Source organism: Bacillus sp. 220_BSPC, from assembly GCF_001054655.1.
In the GTDB taxonomy this organism is placed as follows: domain Bacteria; phylum Bacillota; class Bacilli; order Bacillales; family DSM-1321; genus Peribacillus; species Peribacillus frigoritolerans.
Window position 1 is genome coordinate 43,175 of sequence record NZ_JVPL01000300.1, and the last position, 20,140, is coordinate 63,314.

General features: G+C 40.9%; 17 protein-coding genes. 11 read left to right on the top strand and 6 right to left on the bottom strand.

Going from position 1 to position 20,140, the window contains the following annotated elements:
• Positions 1 to 110: 110 nt before the first annotated feature.
• Entirely contained in the window at positions 111 to 365 is a 255-nt protein-coding gene (locus ADA55_RS25085) for a hypothetical protein (RefSeq protein ID WP_048688773.1), read from the top strand.
• A 104-nt stretch (positions 366 to 469) separates the two neighbouring features.
• On the opposite strand, the gene ADA55_RS25090 is transcribed toward ADA55_RS25085, so the two are convergent.
• Positions 470 to 2,203 carry an AAA family ATPase gene (locus tag ADA55_RS25090; RefSeq protein WP_048688776.1) on the bottom strand — a complete coding sequence of 578 codons (1,734 nt, stop codon included), beginning with the start codon at positions 2,201 to 2,203 and terminating at the stop codon, positions 470 to 472.
• A 250-nt stretch (positions 2,204 to 2,453) separates the two neighbouring features.
• Here ADA55_RS25090 and def point away from each other — a divergent pair, with 250 nt between their 5' ends.
• The gene (def, locus tag ADA55_RS25095) at positions 2,454 to 3,032 is read left to right on the top strand and encodes a peptide deformylase (RefSeq protein WP_048688779.1); all 579 of its coding nucleotides are present in this window, start codon (positions 2,454 to 2,456) and stop codon (positions 3,030 to 3,032) included.
• A 42-nt stretch (positions 3,033 to 3,074) separates the two neighbouring features.
• Here the strand turns inward: def and ADA55_RS25100 are convergent, their stop codons facing one another.
• Positions 3,075 to 3,776, bottom strand: coding sequence for an SGNH/GDSL hydrolase family protein (locus tag ADA55_RS25100; RefSeq protein ID WP_048688782.1), 702 nt, complete (start codon positions 3,774 to 3,776; stop codon positions 3,075 to 3,077).
• Positions 3,777 to 3,904: 128 nt separating this feature from the next.
• Positions 3,905 to 5,419 carry an MDR family MFS transporter gene (locus ADA55_RS25105; protein WP_048688785.1) on the bottom strand — a complete coding sequence of 505 codons (1,515 nt, stop codon included), beginning with the start codon at positions 5,417 to 5,419 and terminating at the stop codon, positions 3,905 to 3,907.
• Between the two features lie 128 nt (positions 5,420 to 5,547).
• Here ADA55_RS25105 and ADA55_RS25110 point away from each other — a divergent pair, with 128 nt between their 5' ends.
• From ADA55_RS25110 to ADA55_RS25125, 4 genes are all read left to right on the top strand, one after another.
• Positions 5,548 to 6,027, top strand: a complete 480-nt coding sequence (locus tag ADA55_RS25110) for a MarR family winged helix-turn-helix transcriptional regulator (protein ID WP_048688788.1) — start codon at positions 5,548 to 5,550, stop codon at positions 6,025 to 6,027.
• Between the two features lie 191 nt (positions 6,028 to 6,218).
• Complete coding sequence (gene efeO, locus ADA55_RS25115; protein ID WP_048688791.1) at positions 6,219 to 7,064, top strand: iron uptake system protein EfeO; 846 nt, start codon at positions 6,219 to 6,221, stop codon at positions 7,062 to 7,064.
• Positions 7,065 to 8,351, top strand: coding sequence for an iron uptake transporter deferrochelatase/peroxidase subunit (efeB, locus tag ADA55_RS25120; RefSeq protein WP_048688794.1), 1,287 nt, complete (start codon positions 7,065 to 7,067; stop codon positions 8,349 to 8,351). It begins immediately after the preceding gene.
• Between the two features lie 88 nt (positions 8,352 to 8,439).
• Positions 8,440 to 10,194, top strand: coding sequence for an FTR1 family iron permease (locus tag ADA55_RS25125; protein ID WP_053087467.1), 1,755 nt, complete (start codon positions 8,440 to 8,442; stop codon positions 10,192 to 10,194).
• 38 nt (positions 10,195 to 10,232) lie between these two features.
• On the opposite strand, the gene ADA55_RS25130 is transcribed toward ADA55_RS25125, so the two are convergent.
• The gene (locus ADA55_RS25130; protein WP_048688799.1) at positions 10,233 to 10,661 is read right to left on the bottom strand and encodes a DUF4395 domain-containing protein; all 429 of its coding nucleotides are present in this window, start codon (positions 10,659 to 10,661) and stop codon (positions 10,233 to 10,235) included.
• Between the two features lie 693 nt (positions 10,662 to 11,354).
• On the opposite strand from ADA55_RS25130, the gene ADA55_RS25135 reads away from it, so the two are divergent.
• The 5 genes from ADA55_RS25135 to ADA55_RS25155 all read left to right on the top strand — a co-directional run bounded on the left by ADA55_RS25135 (position 11,355) and on the right by ADA55_RS25155 (position 18,663).
• Entirely contained in the window at positions 11,355 to 11,804 is a 450-nt protein-coding gene (locus tag ADA55_RS25135) for a MerR family transcriptional regulator (protein ID WP_048688802.1), read from the top strand.
• Positions 11,805 to 11,976: 172 nt separating this feature from the next.
• Positions 11,977 to 13,293, top strand: a complete 1,317-nt coding sequence (locus ADA55_RS25140) for a hemolysin family protein (RefSeq protein ID WP_414629835.1) — start codon at positions 11,977 to 11,979, stop codon at positions 13,291 to 13,293.
• A 287-nt stretch (positions 13,294 to 13,580) separates the two neighbouring features.
• Positions 13,581 to 16,382 (top strand): response regulator, encoded by a 2,802-nt coding sequence (locus ADA55_RS25145; protein ID WP_048688805.1) that lies wholly within the window; start codon positions 13,581 to 13,583, stop codon positions 16,380 to 16,382.
• A gap of 28 nt (positions 16,383 to 16,410) precedes the next feature.
• Positions 16,411 to 17,244 carry a CheR family methyltransferase gene (locus ADA55_RS25150; RefSeq protein ID WP_048688808.1) on the top strand — a complete coding sequence of 278 codons (834 nt, stop codon included), beginning with the start codon at positions 16,411 to 16,413 and terminating at the stop codon, positions 17,242 to 17,244.
• Between the two features lie 276 nt (positions 17,245 to 17,520).
• A complete protein-coding gene (locus ADA55_RS25155; protein ID WP_048688811.1) occupies positions 17,521 to 18,663 on the top strand; it encodes a PP2C family protein-serine/threonine phosphatase in 1,143 nt (380 codons plus the stop codon).
• 112 nt (positions 18,664 to 18,775) lie between these two features.
• On the opposite strand, the gene ADA55_RS28060 is transcribed toward ADA55_RS25155, so the two are convergent.
• Positions 18,776 to 18,946, bottom strand: coding sequence for a CsbD family protein (locus ADA55_RS28060; RefSeq protein WP_065310846.1), 171 nt, complete (start codon positions 18,944 to 18,946; stop codon positions 18,776 to 18,778).
• Between the two features lie 81 nt (positions 18,947 to 19,027).
• The gene (locus ADA55_RS25160) at positions 19,028 to 19,786 is read right to left on the bottom strand and encodes an alpha/beta hydrolase (protein WP_048688814.1); all 759 of its coding nucleotides are present in this window, start codon (positions 19,784 to 19,786) and stop codon (positions 19,028 to 19,030) included.
• Positions 19,787 to 20,140 lie beyond the last annotated feature (354 nt).

Consider the following 20,140-nt stretch of genomic DNA (forward strand, 5'->3'; position numbering starts at 1 on the left):
AAATTCATATAAATGGGCAACTTTAACTCTATTGGGGAGTTCCAGCAACGGTACGAAAAGATAGATTGATAGAAGGCTAATGTCAGTTAGCATGATTTGGAGGATTTATAATGGCCAATTTCGTTTGCCAGATATGTGGTCGTGGATTTAAAAGTTATAACGAAAATGCTAAATACTGTTCCCAGAGCTGTAAAGGGACAGCCTATATAAAATATGAATTAAAGAAATGTGAACAATGCGGGAAGAAGTACAAACCAAGAAAAGCAGATAGTAAATATTGTTCTTTGGATTGCAGCAACAAGGGCAGGAAAAACCGTAAAGGAACATGTCGTGTTGATTTGGATGAGGAAATTCCATCTGGTTAATTTCCCTTCATCATTTCTGCTTCCATATATGGTCAAAAAAAAAGAGCCTGTTTTATTGCAAACAGGCTCTGGAAATCAGTTCTTAAGACTTAGTGGGAAGAGTATTATGCATTCGAGCATATGCCGGTTATTTCCGAAGCGTCAACGATACGCTGAACTTCAGTTCCCTCAAGTGTCTCTTTTTTCAATAACTCTTCAACGAGCTCTTCATACTGTAGGCGATTCGAGTCAATCAACATTTCCGTTTCCTGAATCGCTTTCGTGAATAATTCCTGCATCTTTTGCTCCTTCTCACCTTTATTGAAGGTGAGGGTGAATCCATCTTGAAGCATTCCGGTATCGACCATTTGTTCCAGCAGATGTTTTGCCTGCTGTACATCTCCGCCTACACCGATGCTATGTTCCCCTAAATACATTCTTTCCGCCACGCCGCCTGCCAAGATCATTTTGACTTGATCAAGCAATTCACTGGCTGTTGCCAGATGAAGTTCTTTTGGTATTGGCGCTACATATCCAAGGGCTTCCCCACGCGGAATGATGGTCGCCTTTCTAACGGAACCAGGCTTTGTCAAAGCAGCAATAAGGGCATGTCCACTTTCATGGATGGCCACACGCCGCTTCGTATCCGCGTCATTCAAGGTACGTGATGTCGCTCCAAGAATCGTACGGTCAATGGCGTAATCAAGATCCTGTTTACGAATCATATCCTGTTCATTCCTCAGGGCATGACGTGAGGCAGTATCGAAAAGGGAGCTTAAGTCAGCGCCGGAGAAACCGGATGTACTTTCAGCCAACTCATCCAGGGAAGCCAGGACATCTGTCGCTAGACGCTTTCCCTTCGTATGGATATCGATGATTTCCTTTCTTCCTTGTGTATCCGGAAGTGGGACTTGGAAAGAGAAATCAATCCTGCCAGGACGTAGAAATGCCTCATCGAGCATATCTTTCCGGTTGGTCGCTGCAATGAATAAAATGCCTTCATTTGGATGGCCTCCATCCAATTGGACAAGCAGTTCGGTTAACGTTTTTTCGCCTTCTTCCCCGCCATGAGGTTTCCTTTTACCAGCCAATGCGTCCACTTCATCGATGAAAATGACAGCTGGCGATTGCTTACGTGCATTTTGGAAAAGGCTGCGGACTCGGGCTGCACCGACTCCAACAAACATTTCGTTGAAGGCTGAACCGCTCGTTGAGAAGAAGTTTGCACCAAGCTCTTTTGCAATTGCCTGTGCAAGCAGCGTTTTCCCCGTTCCAGGAGGGCCGTATAATAAAATGCCTTGAGGCGGCTTAATTCCAATTTTAGCTGAACGTTCAGGTTCCTTTAGTGTAGTAAGTGTCTGAAGGATTTCCTGTTTGATTTCGGATTGCAAACCGCCTACATCATCCAAAGTTATCTCTGGCAGGGGTTTTGGGGTGGAAAGGCTTTGTTTTTTGCTGCCGATCCGCAATCCGCCCTTTGATTTTTTCTGTATAATGACACCGGTTGTGACGAGAGCCGCCATTAACCCGCCTAAAATCCATAATGCTGATTTATTAGTTGATGAAAAAGAATATTGAACGTTATAAGTTTCGACAAGTTTATTGATCATTTGACTGTTGGGAGGAATACTGGAAACGTATTCTCCATCTGGTGTGGAGATGTGAAGAGTGCCATTTCTTTTTTCTTCAATGGTGACAAGAGCTCCATTTTGGGCTTTAATCGTTTTTTCCACGGATGAAAAAGGAATGACCATATCCTTTGACTGAGTAACAGCATACCAACTGATTCCAGCAATTATCACAATGAGAGCCGTAAGGAACGGCAGCAATTTCGAAACTAATTTAGAGTTCGAGTTCAATTTTTCATCTCCTTTAAGAATATATATTCAGTATAAAATTTTTAAACATGTAATCTATAGGTCTTTGTACCTTAAATTAAAGGTAAATAATGTTAAAGGTAAGAAATAACACTTATATATGAGAGTTTAAAGAGTCCGGAATTTAGAAATATTTAATCTAACCGGCATATTAGACTTTTTAAATGCGAAATGCTAAAGTGAAATGGTCTAAGTCATGAAAAAATAAAATGGTAGAAGAGTGTGAAGTTCTATGAGTAAATTTATAAAAGACTATATGATTACGATGAAGGATATCGTTAGAGAAGGGGATCCCATTCTGCGTCAGGTAACGGATGAAGTTAGCCTGCCGATTTCGGATGAAGATCGTGAAACGCTGGAATGCATGATGCAATACCTGAAAAACAGTCAGGATCCAAAACTCCAAAAGAAGTTCAACTTGCGTGAAGGAGTTGGGTTATCTGCCAATCAGATAGGCTTGAATAAACGCATGTTCGTCATGTATTTTCCCGACGAAAAGGGGAAGCTGTTTGAATATGCCCTTGTGAATCCGAAAATCATCAGCCATTCCGCCACAATGATCTATTTACCGCAAAGTGAAGGCTGCCTTTCTGTCGACCGTGATATTAAAGGATATGTACCGCGTTATGAACGGGTTAAAATCAAAGCTTTGGACGGTAATGGTGAGGAAATAGAAATGCGGCTGAAGGGCTTTGCTGCAATCGTGTTTCAACATGAGCTAGATCATTTGAACGGGATGATGTTTTATGACCGGATCAATACCGAAAACCCTTTCAAGCTTCCGGAAAACGTGGAAGTGAAAAGTCTGTAAAACCCAAAAAGGCAAAGCGCCATGCTTTGCCTTTTTACCGTTTTATGGCTGAGTAAACCTATCAACTTCCATATGCTTCCGCAAATCACTGAAAATGGCCAGGCTCATTTGCTGGTATCCTTCTGAAGTGAGGTGGATGCCATCATCGCTAATCAAGGGACCCAAGTCACCGGAGGATTTAATATAGGAACGGACGTCGATCAAAGGCACCTTTAGTTCCTCTGCAAGGCTTTTCAATTGGCGATTATACATCCCATGCCAATGTTCAATACCGCCGACATGGGAAACGAAATGCCCGATTGAATGACCGAACTTATCGGCGATGGATCTGTAATACCTGGCAGGATCCAGTGGCGGAAGAGTTAAAAGGAAAGGGGTAATATGCTTGTCCTGAACCTGCTTGACAAGTTGTGTGATATTTTCCAGGTAGCGTTCGATTGGAACGATGGGCTCATGGTCACCATCTGGATTCTTGGCCACTTCGTCCCAATGGAAGTTACAGTCGTTTCCACCGACTTCTATTAATACGATATCGGGATTTTCCGACATGACGTCTTTCTCGATCCGGCTAACCAACAGGTCGGAGTTATCATTGAAAACCCCTTTATTCAATACTTCGACGAATGGCAAAGATTCTGTTAGCTTAGCTAAAGAGTTTGGATAATTTTCTTTAATGATGCGAAGGCGCCCTCTAACATAAGAAATGCCTCTGGTTAAACTGTCTCCAAAACATACGATTTTCAAACTTCTCACCTCGGTATGTGAATGTGTTACTTATATTTTAGTAGTCGAATGATTTTTCGGCAATCATCACCTCCTTTATAGAAGGGAGATGAAAATACAAGAAGCGCTGGAAGTGCAGCGCTTCTTGTTTATTGAAAGGATTCCTTTTTCGAAGGTGTTTCCACCCTTGTTTTTCCCATAAAGAACACAGTGATGGCTGCAAGACCGATCGGAATGAGAGCCAAGGTGAATATCAATGATATCGAATCGGACATCGCATGAACGATTTTATCCAGGATAAAATCCGGAATCTCGGCACGTGCATCCGATTGGAAGAGCTGGCGTGGATCCTCCATCAATCCGGCTGTATCCGGACTTCCTTGCATTCCTTTAAACGCATCCGTCATTTTACTTGTGAATACATTGTTCTGAATCGCTCCATAAATCGTTACACCGAGTGTCATCCCAAAAGAACGAAGGAAGGAGTTTGTTGAGTTGGCCGACCCCCGGTATCTAGGTTCCAAGTTGTGGATGGATGCTATAGGCAAGAGGGAGAAGGAAAAGCCCATGCCAAATCCAGTCAAAATCATGTACAAAGTTAATAAAGTCCTGCTGGTATCAGGGGTGATGGTCCCTAATAAAAGCATTCCTGCAAAATAACAGATGACGGAAACCGTCATTAAGTTACGAAAGCTTGTCTTTGTATTGAATATCCCGCCAATTGCACTGCCGAATACAGAACCAAGCATCATGGGAGTTAGGATCAGTCCTGCATTTGTTGCGGAACCACCGTAAACTGCCTGCACGAAAATCGGGATATAGACGGTTAATATAATGAATGTACCGCCATAAAGAATGGCTAAAATCTGAGAAGTGGCAAATAATCGCCTTTTAAACAGCCATAATGAAATGATTGGATCTTTTGCTCTTTTTTCGAAAAAGAAAAATGAAACGAAGAAAACCACAAAACTGGCAAACAGGCCTATGATGGGAGAGGAACTCCAGCCATACTCTCCGCCCAGTTCGAGAGCGAACATTAAGCTGATAACGGAAATGACGAGAGTTGCTGCGCCACCCCAATCAATTTTTTGCTCTCGGGTGTTGGGTGACTCCTTGTAATAATTCCAGATGAAAAATAAAGAAATGATCCCAATCGGAACATTGACGTAGAAAATCCAGTGCCAGCTGGAGTATTCGGTAATATAGGCACCTAAAAGTGGTCCCAATACGCTTGATGCCCCAAATACAGCACCGAAAAGGCCAGTTAATTTTCCCCGTTTTTCAGGTGGGAAAATATCAAAAATGATCGTAAAGGCTATAGGCATCAGGGCGCCTCCGCCGATCCCTTGGATTGCACGGAAGATACTTAACTGCACGATGCTCTGAGCCATGCCGCATAATGCGGAACCAATCAAAAAGACTATAAGTCCGAAAATAAAAAACCTCTTTCTTCCATACATGTCCGAAAGCTTCCCGAAAATCGGCATACTTGCCATCGTGGCGACCATATAGGCAGATGTCACCCATACAAACTTATCAAATCCACCTAAATCAGAAACGATCGTTCCCATAGCAGTCGCAACAATCGTATTATCCATTGCTGACATCAAGATACCCAGCAATAAACCGGCAACAATGAATTTTTGTTTTTTTTGAACGTTCATTTATTTTCCTCCTTCATATCAACCAGCTCATGAATTTCCTTTACATGGTTGAAGGGTAACGTTAAGATGAAACAAAACATTTATCTTGATAATCAAGATAAATTCAAGTGTAAAAGGGGTGGCATTTTATGTCAAGCGATAATAGGGTGAATTCAGCTCTGTTAGAGAGTTTAACACACAGATTGCAGCGGTATGGAATGAGATCCGTGTTATTTCAACAAAATATGGCCCAGAAAATAGGGGTGTCCCATACGGACTTAAAGAGTGCTGAAATATTGAATGAAACAGGACCGATTACCGCCGGTGAATTATCCAAAATTACAGGATTGAGCACGGGTTCGGTTACGGCACTGATCAATCGCCTTGAGAAGTCGGGTTATGTTAAAAGGGAACGAGATCAATTGGACGGAAGAAAGGTCATGATTATGCCGATACCGGAAAGGCAGGAACAGATTAAATCGCACTATCAATCGCTTTCTATGGCCACAAAAGAATTATGCTCAGCTTATAATGAGCAAGAGCTAATATTGATCAATCAATTTGTTGAGGAAATCACAAAAATCATGGATAAAGAAAATAACAAGTTAATGAGTGAGCGTGAAAGGTAGCTGAAATGTAGGCTGCTTTTTTTATTTTTAGCCAGCTGGGAGCTACTTATCCTGCGAAAGCAAAAGGGATAGCGTGGATTCTTTTCAAAGAGAATGAATAATGTCACATTTCCATTAAAAATATATATTGATAATGATTCTCATTATCTGCTAATATAAATCTACAAATCATATCAAAGGGAGAATACAAAATGAAGAAAGCACATGCGTCATTAGCGGTCTTACTATCAACCAGCCTATTATTTGGCTGTGCGCAGGAAAAGGAAGGAACTGAACAGGCAGGTGATAATGCCAAAGAAGTGAGTGCGAGTAAGCTTGATGATGTATCTAGTGAGTACCGGGAATATGCCATTGGTGAAATAGAAGAGTTCGTAAACGCAACGGAAAAATTCACTACGGCCGTATCTGCCGGTGATATAGAAAAGGCGAAGGAATTATACGCACCAGCCCGCATGCATTATGAGAGAGCGGAACCCATCGCTGAAGTATTTGGTGATCTTGACCCCAAAATCGATGCTCGTGAAGGGGATGTCAAAGATGAAGAGTGGGGCGGTTACCATAGGATTGAAATGGGGTTATGGCAAGAAAATACAACGAACGGATACGAAAAGTATGCAGATCAATTAATGAATGATGTCAATTTGCTTCGAGCCAAAGTTGAAACGGTTGAGGTAACGCCCGATTTGTTGATCACGGGTGCCGTGGATTTATTGAATGAAGTTTCCACGAGTAAAGTGACAGGAGAAGAGGACCGATACTCCCATACCGACCTGTATGATTTCGTGGCAAATGTTGAAGGTGCAGAAAAAATCTATGATCTGCTTACTCCAGCGCTGAAAGAAAAGGATGCGAAGCTAGCTGCGGAAATCCAACAACGTTTTGACGATGTATACGGCTTGCTTGAAAAGCATAAGGAAGGGAATGGCTATATTTCATATACGGATTTAAAGGAAGCTGAAGTCAAAGAGTTAAGTCAAGCAATTGATGCATTGGCCGAACCACTTTCGCAAATAGGGATTGTAACGGAGGAATCTTAATTGAAGGAACATACGCCGAAAGATGAAACCGGACTTTTTACAAAAAAGGTAAGTCGACGAAACATGTTGAAAACGGCAGGAGTCGGTGGAATCGGAGTCGTGATAGGAGCATCTGGATTTGGCGGGCTGCTGACACTTTCTGAACAAAGGGCGAAGGGTCAAACCAAGGATATTGTTCCTTTTTATGGAGCGTACCAAGCCGGTATCACCACCGAAGCGCAAGATAACCTTTACTTCGCATCATTGCAAGTAACCACGGATAAAAGGTCCGACTTAATCCAGTTATTCAAGGATTGGACAGAAGCTGCGGCTCAGATGACAGCGGGGAAATTGATTGGTGAAGCGTCACTTAATACGAATATGCCCCCAAAGGATACGGGTGAAGCGAAAGAATTATCACCTTCCAATTTAACGATCACTTTTGGAGTGGGACCGAGCCTGTTTTCAAAAGAGGGTAAAGATCGATTTGGTTTGAAATCGAAAAGGCCTCCTGAATTAAAGGACCTGCCCAAATTCCCTTTAGATGCGTTAGATGATGAATGGTGCGGTGGGGATATTTGTATCCAAGCATGTGCAGATGATCTTCAAGTGGCTTTTCATGCCGTTCGGAACTTGGTGAGGATCGGAAGAGGGAAAACGATCATTCATTGGGCACAAACAGGTTTTCAACGTACTAAGCAAGCCGATTCACAAAAAACGACACCGCGGAACCTTTTCGGGTTTAAGGATGGGACGGTCAATCCGGATACGAATGATAATAATGAAATGAATGAGCATGTTTGGGTGAGGGCGGGGGATGGTCCTGACTGGCTTGTTGGAGGCAGTTATATGGTGGTGCGCCGAATCCAGATGTACATTGAAGTTTGGGACCGGACAATCTTGAAAGAGCAAGAAAATACATTTGGCCGTCATCGTGACAGTGGAGCTCCACTAGGAATGAAGAATGAGTTCGATACCGTGGATCTTGAAGCTAAAGATCCAAGTGGAAATCGGATCATTCCAGAAGATTCGCATATGAGTCTCTCCAGGGGGGACGGAAAAGCAAAGATATTGCGGCGCTCCTATTCATATGCAGATGGAATGGATCCGAAAACAGGGAGCTTCAATGCCGGCTTGCTATTCATTTGTTTTCAGCGAAACCCAAGTAAACAATTCATACCCATACAAGAGAGACTAGCGAAAAATGATAAACTCAACGAATATATCGTTCACAGGGGAAGTGCCATGTTCGCTTGTTTACCAGGTGCGAAAAAGGGTGGCTATATTGGGGATTCCCTTTTTGGATAAAATGTAAATTTCAAATGATGACGTGAAAATCGCCAGCATGGATATTATCCGGTTGGCGATTTTAGTTCATGAATAAGGAGGGACCAGTATGGCCGTTTCTAGATGGAAGACTGGGATATGGGTTATAATAGTCAGCCTTTTATTTCTTTCGACTAATATAAGGATGGTTTCGGCGGGTGAAAACCATGATCAGCTTTTTGTTTATATTGGCGATAGTCTAATGAAGGTGAAATCCGGAGACCTTGAGGAAGTATCGAAAAATATCGATCTATTCGAGAAAGATTGGAAAACGATAAAAACGGACAGCGAGGGTGCAAGGAAAGTCGACGACAAGCTATCCGCGGTAAAAAGTGCTGTGAGGGACCAGGTCTCCACAGATGAAATCAAGAAGCGATTATCGGCATTATCAAGTACTCTTGTTATTTATGATACCGCTGAAAACCCTGTTGATAAAACGGACTATAAGGAACGGTTAGAAGCGATACTTCCTTTAATAGATGAGTTGAACGCTTTGATAACTGAAGGTGACTTTGATCAAGCTAAAGTTCTATATACCGACCTCCTGAATCAATGGACCGGTGCAGAGGTCATTGTCAGGGAGAAAAGTGTTGCTGCATATGGCGAATTTGAAACAAAAATGGCATTTGTTCGGATAGCGATTACTCAAGACCCCCCTGATTCGGAAAAGGCCCAAAATAACCTAACTGAATTAAAGGGACTAATCGAGGATTTCCTAGCTGGTAAAGTGGAAGAAGGAAGCCAGAAGAATATCTATTCACTTGGGGATGTAACGCAACTTTTACAAGGAAGTGCAACGGATATTGAAAAGGATGACATCGATTCCGCCATTGATAAGCTAAATGAAATCTTAACAATTTGGCCTAATGTCGAAGGGGAGGTCTCCACAAGGGACAGCAAGCTTTACGGCGATATGGAAACGAAAGTCCCGACCGCAATCAGCCTATTGCAATCGAAAAAGGTAAAGTCGGAGGAAGCGAAGGGAATCGTATCCGATTTAAACACTAGATTACTCCCTTTAATTGATGATACAGGTTATACAACATGGGATGCCGCTTTGATCCTTTTACGGGAAGGGTTGGAAGCACTCTTGATTGTAGCTACATTATTGTCTTTCCTAAAGAAAATCGGGCAAGCGGACAAACAAAAATGGATTTGGACAGGGGTTGGTGCGGGTTTAGCTGCCAGTTCCATATTGGCGGTCATAATCAATATTGTCTTCTCACAGATCACGGCTGCGTCAAGCCGGGAATATATTGAGGGAATCACTGGGATAATAGCCGTATCAATGATGTTGACAATTGGTCTTTGGCTTCATAGTAAATCGAATGTACATGCATGGAACCGGTATATCGACAAGCAAATGAACAAAGCCATAGCGACGGGAAGCATCATCTCTTTCGCTTTAATCAGTTTTCTATCCATATTCCGTGAAGGTGCCGAGACGATTATCTTTTATGCGGGAATGGCTCCTTATATGGAATTAAAGCAGCTGCTGAGCGGGATTTTCCTTGCAATCCTTTTATTAACGGCAGTTGGCTTCGTCATGCTGCGGTACAGTGTGAAATTACCGATGACCCTATTTTTTAAAGTGGCAACGATACTCATATATGCCTTGGCTTTCAAGATTCTTGGAGTATCCATCCATTCACTTCAGGTATCGCAAGTGATACAGACAAATACGATCAGCGCCTTCCCGTTTATAGAAACGATAGGTCTTTATCCAACAATGGAAACGCTGGTGCCGCAAGCACTATTGATTTTGCTGATTGCATTGGCAGCCATCTGGGTCAAAAAGAGTAATTCCTTACGTACAGCCGAATAATAAATGGGACTGACGTATGTCAGTCCCATTTATGTGTGCTATTGGCGTTGAGATCGGCGATAGGAATATTGCTTCCATTGATAAAGGATGAAGCAGCCGATGCAGAATCCAAGAATGGCTATGAGTGAAGCCATTCCGACCATCAAGGTGAATATATATCCGGTAACATTCCATCCAAGCAAAAAAGAAGTGAATCCAAGTCCTAAGCAAACGACTGCTATGGCCTGGTTGAATTGCTGCTGTGAATGATCTTCAGGAATATAATCGGACGGTTTCTTTTTAAGAAAGAGCTTTGCAAGACGCATCACTGGATTGAAATTAAAGAGAAGACCCAAAAGTCCCGCTGTTAAAGGAATGGCTAATATCCATAATTGACCCGTTAATAAGGCGGTGGCTACGCTTAAGAAAATGACCCATTGATTCGTACGTACTAAGGGACGGGGAATGGAGCGAATTTCACTCGTCATAGAAAACCAACCTTCCTGATGTGTTTTGTTATATTTTATCCTTATTTTAATCCCTTGTGAAGAGAAAGGTCAATAAAACAAAAGTTATCCTTATTTATAATAATTTTAATTTAGTATTGATTATTATTATAAAAGTAGTATAATATATTTATCATGAAATTAAAGTGAGGAGGACAGTATAAATGGTAGCAAAAGTTTGTGAAACATGCGGAACACCAATAAAAAAGCTGAAGCATTCTTCCCTATGCCAATGCGGTCCTAAGATACTGAGCAATCAATTCTCAGTTAAAACAAAAAAATAAAACCCCGTGGAGTAAATGATAAATTAAACCATTAATCGGTTTGAGTTTATGGACAAAAATGGTTCCATCTTAATTTTTAGATAAAGTTGATTGGTGCGGATGTTCGAGATCCCTGAGGGAAAAGCGTGTCCAAGGGAGACCCCGCAGGCGCAAGCAGAGGCGGACCGCCCGCGGAAAGCGAGTGCCTTACGTTCCAATCAGCCTTCATATTTTATACACTCTCAAAAAATGCAGGCAATCGTTTGTCTACAGTCTGAACCGATTATTCAATTAATCGGTTTTTATTTTTCCAATGAAGGGTAAAGAGGATAATAAATATTTTTCATTTCAATTAAAATAATGTACGATTATGGAATAGAATAAAACGTCAGGAAGAATAGACATATCTTAGATGTGTCTAAACCATAACGTGACGGTTAGGAGGGGCTATGTTGGGAACGAGACTTTAAAAATTGGCGAGTTGGCGGAAATGGCGAATGTTACGAAACGAACCGTAGATTATTATACGAATCTTGGCTTGCTTAAAGCAGAACGTTCCGCCTCTAATTACCGTTATTATTCAGTCGGTGAACTTGAAAGGCTCCGCCGTATCGAAGGATACAAAAGAGAAAACCTTACATTGGAAGATATTAAAGAAATACTTAAAAAGGATAAGGAAGCCGCATCAGCAATTGAGGAAAAAGGTCTTCAGCTCAAGAATAAAATGGATGGCCTGAACGAAGAACTTCAGGAATTCATCAGCTTGATTGAAAAGGACGGAAAAAGTGAGCTTCTTCTAAAAAAACAGATATCCCGTGAAAGCATGGCCTTGATCCAATCATTACTAGTGTTGCTCGTATGATTAAAATTTAGCTCTATAGTTTTATGCACAAAGGTGCATATTAAGGCTAAATGGTTTTGGTTCATGTTATAAGGAAAAAATCGCTTATTAAACGAAAATAACCATTTATACAGGAGGTGCTTGGGATTAAGCCGTACATGTCTAATCCGAAGGTCAGTGGGATTGGAACTATATGGCGAACCCGCACATATTGGAGATTTTTATAAAATTATTGGCAGTAGCTGCATTAATAGCATTAACCGCATTTTTCGTTGCATCGGAATTTGCAATCGTGAAAGTCAGAAGTTCCCGGATCAATCAATTAATTGAAGAAGGGCATAGAAATGCCCTCGCAGCCAAGAAAGTGACATCGCATATCGATGAGTACTTATCTGCCTGTCAATTGGGGATTACAGTAACCGCCTTAGGTTTAGGGGTGTTGGGTGAACCGACTGTCGAGGCGATCTTAAAACCATTGTTCACTAAATGGGGATTAGAGGCATCTGTAAGTCACATCATCTCGTTCCTGATCGCGTTCGGTTCCGTGACATTCCTTCATGTTGTAGTCGGCGAACTCGCACCGAAAACGGTTGCGATTCAAAAGGCAGAAGAGGTAACGTTGCTATTTGCAAAGCCGTTAATTCTCTTTTACCGCATTTTGTACCCATTCATTTGGTTACTGAATGGTTCTGCACGTCTGCTGACGGGCATGTTCGGATTAAAGCCTGCGTCCGAGTCCGAAATGGCCCATTCTGAAGAAGAGCTGCGCATCATTTTATCGGAAAGCTATAAAAGCGGTGAGATCAACCAATCGGAATACAAATATGTCAATCAGATATTTGAATTTGATGAGCGTATTGCCAATGAAATCATGGTTCCGCGTACGGAAATGACCGTTATCGAAAAAGGCATGCCATTATTGGAAGTTGTTGAACTGATTCAAGAAGAACAATACACAAGGTATCCGGTCATAGACGGTGATAAAGATAATGTCGTGGGAATGGTCAATATCAAGCGACTTTATACAGCGACGATTACAGAAGATAATGTAACGGCTTTGACGGTGGATTCCTTTGTAACACCCATCATCCGTGTTCTTGAAACGATCGCCATTCATGATCTGCTGCTTAAAATGCAGAAGGAAAGGATCCATATGGCAGTTTTGACCGATGAATATGGCGGAACAGCTGGTCTTGTAACGGTTGAAGACATCCTTGAAGAAATCGTCGGGGAAATCCGTGATGAATTTGACCAGGATGAACGTCCGCTCATTCAAAAAATTGATGAAGGGCATTATGTATTCGATGCTAAAACATTGGTTGAAGATGTTAATGATACCCTTGCGATCGATTTGCCGGAGGAAGATATCGATACATTGGGAGGATGGTTCCTGACAGGCAGATTTGAAATTGCTGTCGGGGATAGAATTGAATACGCCGGATATGAATTTACTGTAAAGGAAATGGACGGCCACCATGTTTTATATGTTGAAGTGAAGAAGATTAAATAAACAGGATCAAACCAAAAGCCGAAAGTGAAAACTTTCGGCTTTTATTATGTACGAACCATATATTTGGGTGTTTATGACAATGGTAAGGCAGACTGTTGCTTAATTGGAAAAGGAATTCATGTAAAATGATAGTGTGGGTAACCATTTTAGCCTGGAAAATGTTAAAATTGATTTTGAGCAATGAAACTATCTATATATCATTTCAAAGAATATAAGGTGAGTTCTAGTATTTTGCAAGCCGTTATTTCGGGCTGGTATAAATAAGTATTGAAGGTGGGCGGAAAAAAATGGGTTTTAAGAAAAAGCAAATGTTGGGATTTGGTTTGATCTTGCTTTTCTTGGCTATTTTACTTTCATTCATGATGTTTACGCTAAACAATTTAAAGAGCAGCATGACTGAAATAGTTGAAAATCGCTATGAAAAAGTTCAAGCTTCGATGGAAATCCGTCAGCTTTTTTCTAGGTCGGACCGTGAGATTTTGTTTGCAGCTAATGATGCAAATAAAGAAGAAAGAGCAGAGAGCCTCGAAATCATCAATGAGAATCATAATTTGATTGAATCAAAAATTGCCGGGTTATCAGGTTCGTTAAATCAGGCGAAAGCGAAGCAATTATTGAAAGAGTTCGAGACCCAATATGCTTCTTACTCCATAACGGAGGCTGAAATCATCCAAAAGATAAAATCGGAAAACTCTTCGGATAATCTTTCAAGCCTGATGGATGACCAAAGGGAAAAGCGAACGAAAGTCATCAGTACGATGGATGAATTTAAGGATTACCAAGAAGGTGTCATGAAAGATACTTTAAGTAATTCGAAACAAACCTATGAAGATATGATCGGATTTGTAATTTTTGCGGTTATTCTCAGCATTTTGGTCATCTCCGTAACGGTTGTTTGGATGATCCGCAGTACATCGAAAGATCTGCAATCAATTACGAAGGTCATCGAAAATATCGATTATAAAAATTTGTCGGTCATACCAAGAATCCCGGTGCGGACCACTGATGAAATTGGGGAAATAGCGAAATCGTTCAATGATATGGCGGAATCGCTTGAAATCTATAATCAAAAAGAAAAAGATTTCACTGAAAAGATCAGTGAACAGAACTGGATTCAGACCCGTGTTGCAGATATAGCTACCATGTATCAGCGCATTGTTGATGTGGAAGTCCTTGCTGACCGGTTCATTACAAGACTTGCACCGATGATGGGAGCTTCAATTGGAGCTTTTTACGTCAAACGGGGTGAGGGTGTGGATATGCGCTTTGTGAAGCTTGCCAGCTTTGCTGGAGATGGTGAAGATTCGGGCAGGCGTGAATTCCGTCTTGGCGAAGGTTTGATCGGTCAATGCGCCCTTGAAAAGAAATCCAAAGTCATCGAGGATATCCCTGAAGATTTCCAATTGGTTACGACAGGATTGGGGGAAGTCAACCCGAAAAGCATTGTCATTGCGCCAGTCGTTTTTGAGGATGAAGTGGTGGCGATGGTTGAACTGGCGAGTTTGGAGGCCTTTACGAAGCTGCAAAAAACGTTCCTGAACCAGGTTCTTGATACTCTGGGCATCACGATCAATAATGTAGAGGGCCGGATGGAAATAGAGCGTTTATTGAAGGAATCACAGGCACAGACTGAAGAGTTACAGGCTCAATCGGAAGAATTGCAATCACAGTCAGAGGAAATGCAAGCCCAATCGGAGGAACTGCAAACACAGGCTGAAGAGTTGCGAATGATCAATGAACAATTGGAAGAGAGAAATCGTGAAACGGAAGAAAAATCGAAAGAGCTTCAAGTCGCTAAACTGAATCTTGAAAAACAAGCGGAAGAATTGAAGTTAAGTTCAAAATATAAATCGGAGTTCATGGCAAATATGTCCCATGAATTGCGGACACCGCTCAATAGTATCCTGATTTTATCAGAAATGCTTTCAGATCCTAATGATAGTAAATTAAATGAAGAGCAACAGGAATTCGCTCGTGTCATTAATTCATCAGGCCAAGACTTATTAACGTTGATCAATGACATTTTGGATTTATCAAAAGTTGAAGTCGGAAAGCTTGAAGTGGTCTTTGATGAAATGAATTTGAGTGAGCTTCCTGAGTTATTGCACCGTAACTTCGATCATGTAGCGAAGAAAAAGAACATTGACTTTATAATCGAAAAAAGTAAAAACGTTCCGGATATTTTCTTTACGGATGAACAGCGCTTCCAGCAGATTTTGAAAAACCTGCTATCCAATGCATTTAAATTCACGGAAAAAGGTTCTGTTTCTGTCCAAATCAAAAAAGCTGATGAAGAAAATGTAGCACAATGGATACAGACAAAAGGAGCGAGCAATTGGGTTGAAATTAAGGTGACGGATACTGGCATCGGAATATCAAAAGAGAAGCAAAAACTTATCTTTGAAGCATTCCAGCAAGGTGACGGAGCTACAATGAGAAAATATGGCGGTACAGGACTTGGGCTATCGATTTGCCGGGAGTTTGCCAAACTTCTGGGAGGCTGGGTCATTGTAGATAGTGAAGAGGGGCAAGGCAGTACCTTTACTTTCTTTATTCCAAGCATGCCAGAGGGCTTCAAAAATGTCGACGAAGCAATAGCTGCTTCTCCGGAAGTGGCAGCAGCTAACCACGATGATTCTGTCGCGCCTTTTGGAGATCAGGGAGAACCGGATGCAGGTATGATGGATGAAGAAGATCTGGATAAGGCCAAACCATTCTGCAATAAAACAGTACTGGTCGTCGATGATGATCACCGTAATATATTTGCCCTGAAAAATGCGCTGAAGCATGAGGGGATGGAAATCCTTACAGCTGAAAACGGCTTTGAATGTTTGGAACTCCTTGAAAAAGGAAACAATATAGATGTTATTTTGATGGATATCATGATGCCGGGTATGGACGGTTACGAAACGATGACCAGAATTCGCGAGCAAAGTAAATTCGAGGATCTTCCAATCATCGCGTTAACTGCGAAAGCGATGAAAGGCGATAGGGAAAAATGCCTGAAGGCCGGCGCTTCCGATTATGTCAGCAAACCATTAAAATTGGATCAGCTGCTATCCGTCCTAAGAGTATGGCTGACTAATTGATTGATAGTATGGGTGAGGAAGGATTTTCATGAAGGATACTTTAACGATTGAAGAAAGAGAAGATTTAGAAATCGAATTATTGTTAGAGGCCATTTATTCCGTTTCTGGCTTTGACTTTCGCAAATATATGCGTTCTTCTATTAAAAGAAGAGTTGAAAATAGAATGAGGCTGGACCATATACGCAGGATTAGCGGAATGATAGAAATGGTTTTATATGAAAAAGGGTATGTCGAGAAGCTTTTGAAAGATTTTTCAATAAATGTCACTGAAATGTTTCGCGATCCGGATTTCTTTAAAGCCTTTCGTTTAAATATTGTACCGCTCCTGAAAAAACTTCCAGAAATCAGAATTTGGCATGCGGGTTGTTCAACCGGTGAAGAAGCCTTTTCCATGGCAATCATCCTCAAGGAAGAAGGACTTTATGATAAGGCAAGGATATATGCCACTGATATGAATGATGAAGTCCTCCGTCATGCGGAAAAAGGGATATTACCTTTAAATAGAATGCAGTCTTATACGAAAAACTATCTGCAAGCTGGAGGTAACCAGGAATTTTCGGAGTATTATACAACCGATTATCAAAATGCTTATCTTGATTCGGGCCTCCTTAAAAACATTGTGTTCTTCCAGCATAATTTAGTTACTGATGGTTCGTTCAATGAGTTCCATATCATCATGTGCCGGAATGTGATGATTTATTTTACCGGTGAATTACAGACCTATGTTAATCAGTTGTTTTATGACAGTCTTTGTAATGATGGCTTCCTTGCGGTCGGCAGCAAGGAAACTCTTCATACATCATCCTTTTCGGAGGATTATGAGGACTTTGATTCAAAGGAACGGATTTATCGGAAACTGTAAAAAGAAAGAGTTCGCATATATGCGGACTCTTTCTTTTTGATTAAATTATTTTTCACTTTTTTTGAATAACTATGTTTAAGTCATCGGAAGAAGGGGTATATATAATGAGTTGGTCTCCATGCAGAATCTCGACTGCAGTTTATCATTATTAAAAGAGACTGAACTTCGTTATAATATAATGGAAAAATCCCTGTTAAGGGAGCTTTATAAAAGTACTGTTCCATATAAAAAAGATAAATGTTGCCGCTCGATATAAGCCAAAAGGGGAATGAAAGAATGACGATTTTAATCGTAGATGATAACCAGGTTAACCTTTTCGTTATAGAGAAAATTCTAAAACGAGCTGGCTATACGGATTTTCTATCATTAACTTCAGCTGTTGAGATGTTTGAATATTTACAGGTGGATAGTCCGCAACCTAAAGAGACTTCAGTTGATATCATTCTGCTTGATATCATGATGCCGGAGATCGATGGGATAGAGGCGTGCAGGAGACTTCAAAGTATTCCTCACCTTAGAGATATACCCGTGATTTTTGTGACCGCCCTTGAAGATTCAAACAAGGTGGCCGAGGCACTTGATGTTGGCGGAATTGATTATATAATGAAGCCTATCAATAAAATAGATTTACTTGCGAGGATTCGCGTGGGGTTAAGACTTAAATATGAAAAAGATTGGCATAAAATGCAGGATGAAAAAATCCGTAATGAATTGGATCTTTCCATGCAGGTTCAAAGCAGCTTATTAAGTGAACCCATTATAAATGACCACTTAACTATAAGGGCATCATACTTACCTGCGAATAAATTAGCAGGGGATATGTACTATTGGCACCGCATCGATGAAAATCGGTATGGGATCATCCTGTTGGATATGATGGGGCATGGCATATCCGCCTCACTTGTGTGTATGTTCATATCCTCCGTATTGAGGGATGCCATCAGGACTCATTCGGACCCAGTGTCAGTAATAAATGAAATGAATCGCTGGATGAGTACCCTTAATAAAGATGATAATCAAGTGCATTATTATTTTACCGCGATTTATATGATCATTGATACAGATCAAAAGACAGTGGAATATGTAAATGCCGGACATCCTCCTGGATTTGCTTTAATGGACGATGGAAAAGTGGTCTCCCTTTCAAAAGGGACATGTCCTGTTGGTTTCTTCACCGAGATGAAAGTAGAGAAATCCGTCATTCGTTATGAAGAGAAGATTCAGCTTATGCTATTTACGGATGGAGTCATGGAAGCGATAGATCGAGAAGGGACGGAAGGCCTCGACCAAATAAAAGAAGCGGTCTCGACAAGATGGTTTGATTGTAAAGAATCTCCACCTATCGATTTTTTGATGTCACCTGAAATGCAGCAAGATCAGCCTGATGATATGTGTGTTGTGGTTATTCAAGCGAATTGAAGAAGGAAGAGGCGGCAGATCATCTGCCGCCTCTTCTCTATAAAAGGGGGGTCACTTTTATATGAAATGAGAATGTTCTAAGAGAGTGAATCCTGTATTCGGCTATTTGCAATTAACGGTCATTTTTCAATTTACTAATGCCATCTTGGAGATTGCCTTTTAATTTATCGGCTTTACCTTCTGCTTGTAAGTGAGGATCATTTTTTGCGTTTCCGACTTGGTCTTTCGTTTCACCTTTAACTTTATTTACAGCACTCTTTACTTTGTCTGATAAACCGCTCATTATGTTACCTCCTTTTTCTTTATATACTGTATATACCCATGAAGTGAGTGGGTAAACCTGATTTATATGGAGAAAGGAGTTTTAAGAAGCGATTATTTCCCTTTTACTTAACCTTTGAATGAACTGATAGGAATGTTCAATGATATGATCTTTGTCATGATCCAACGACGCCACATGATATGAATTTTCAAGGCGCGCCATCTCTTTATCACCGGACATGACAGTATCGTAAATCTGATAGGAACACGAGTCCGGTACAACGTGGTCTTCTGGTGAATGGAAGATAAGTATCGGGCACGAAACGTCTATTAGTTTTTGGCTGGTATGTTCCATTATATCAAGCAATTGATTAATCGCTTTTGACGGAACTTGGTCATATGTGATTTCTTTAGGTGTATCGTCTTTTATGTCAGGCTTGCCTTCGGGAATGAAGCGTGGAACCGATTGGTTACGATATCTTTCATATTCAGGAACTTGGAGAGCGGCGTTGATGGTGAGAATTCCATCACAAGCCAATTTTGTCGCTAAGTCGAGAACAAGGGCACCTCCCATGGATTGTCCGATGGCGAAAACATGGGTGCAGGTTCGCTTTAATTTTGCATAAGCCATTTCAACATCTTGTATCCATTCTTGATAATGACTTGTTTCCATTTCATATTCATCCGTTCCGTGGCCTGCCAGTCGAGGAGCGAAGACAGTAAAGCCTTTGGCGGCAAATTTTTCACCTAAATACCTTACGCTTTGTGGCGTTCCGTTAAAACCATGGCAAATAAGGATGCCGATAGAATTGCCGGGTAAGAAAAAAGATTCCGCACCTGGTATTACCATTGCTGCTGTCATATTCCCATCTCCTTTGATTTAGCTAAGTTTTGTTAATAGAAAGTTTTAATAAAATTAACTATTCCGATTATTTTACTTGGTTATATAATAGCATAATGAAAATTATGAAGTCAACTTGGTTATGTCCCAAAACTTCACTATTATTAAGAAGCATCAAAAAGGATATGAAGATACTTATCAGGTCATTTTCGTCTTTCTATTATATAAGTGCTGTCTTGGAATTGTTGATAAACTGAAGATGCTAATCACCGATAATATATAAATATAAGAAATGGAGAAAAAGCATTGACTTTAAAGTGAAATGGGATTAATATAAATAAGCACCAACTAAGACATGCAAAAAACTTCATCGCT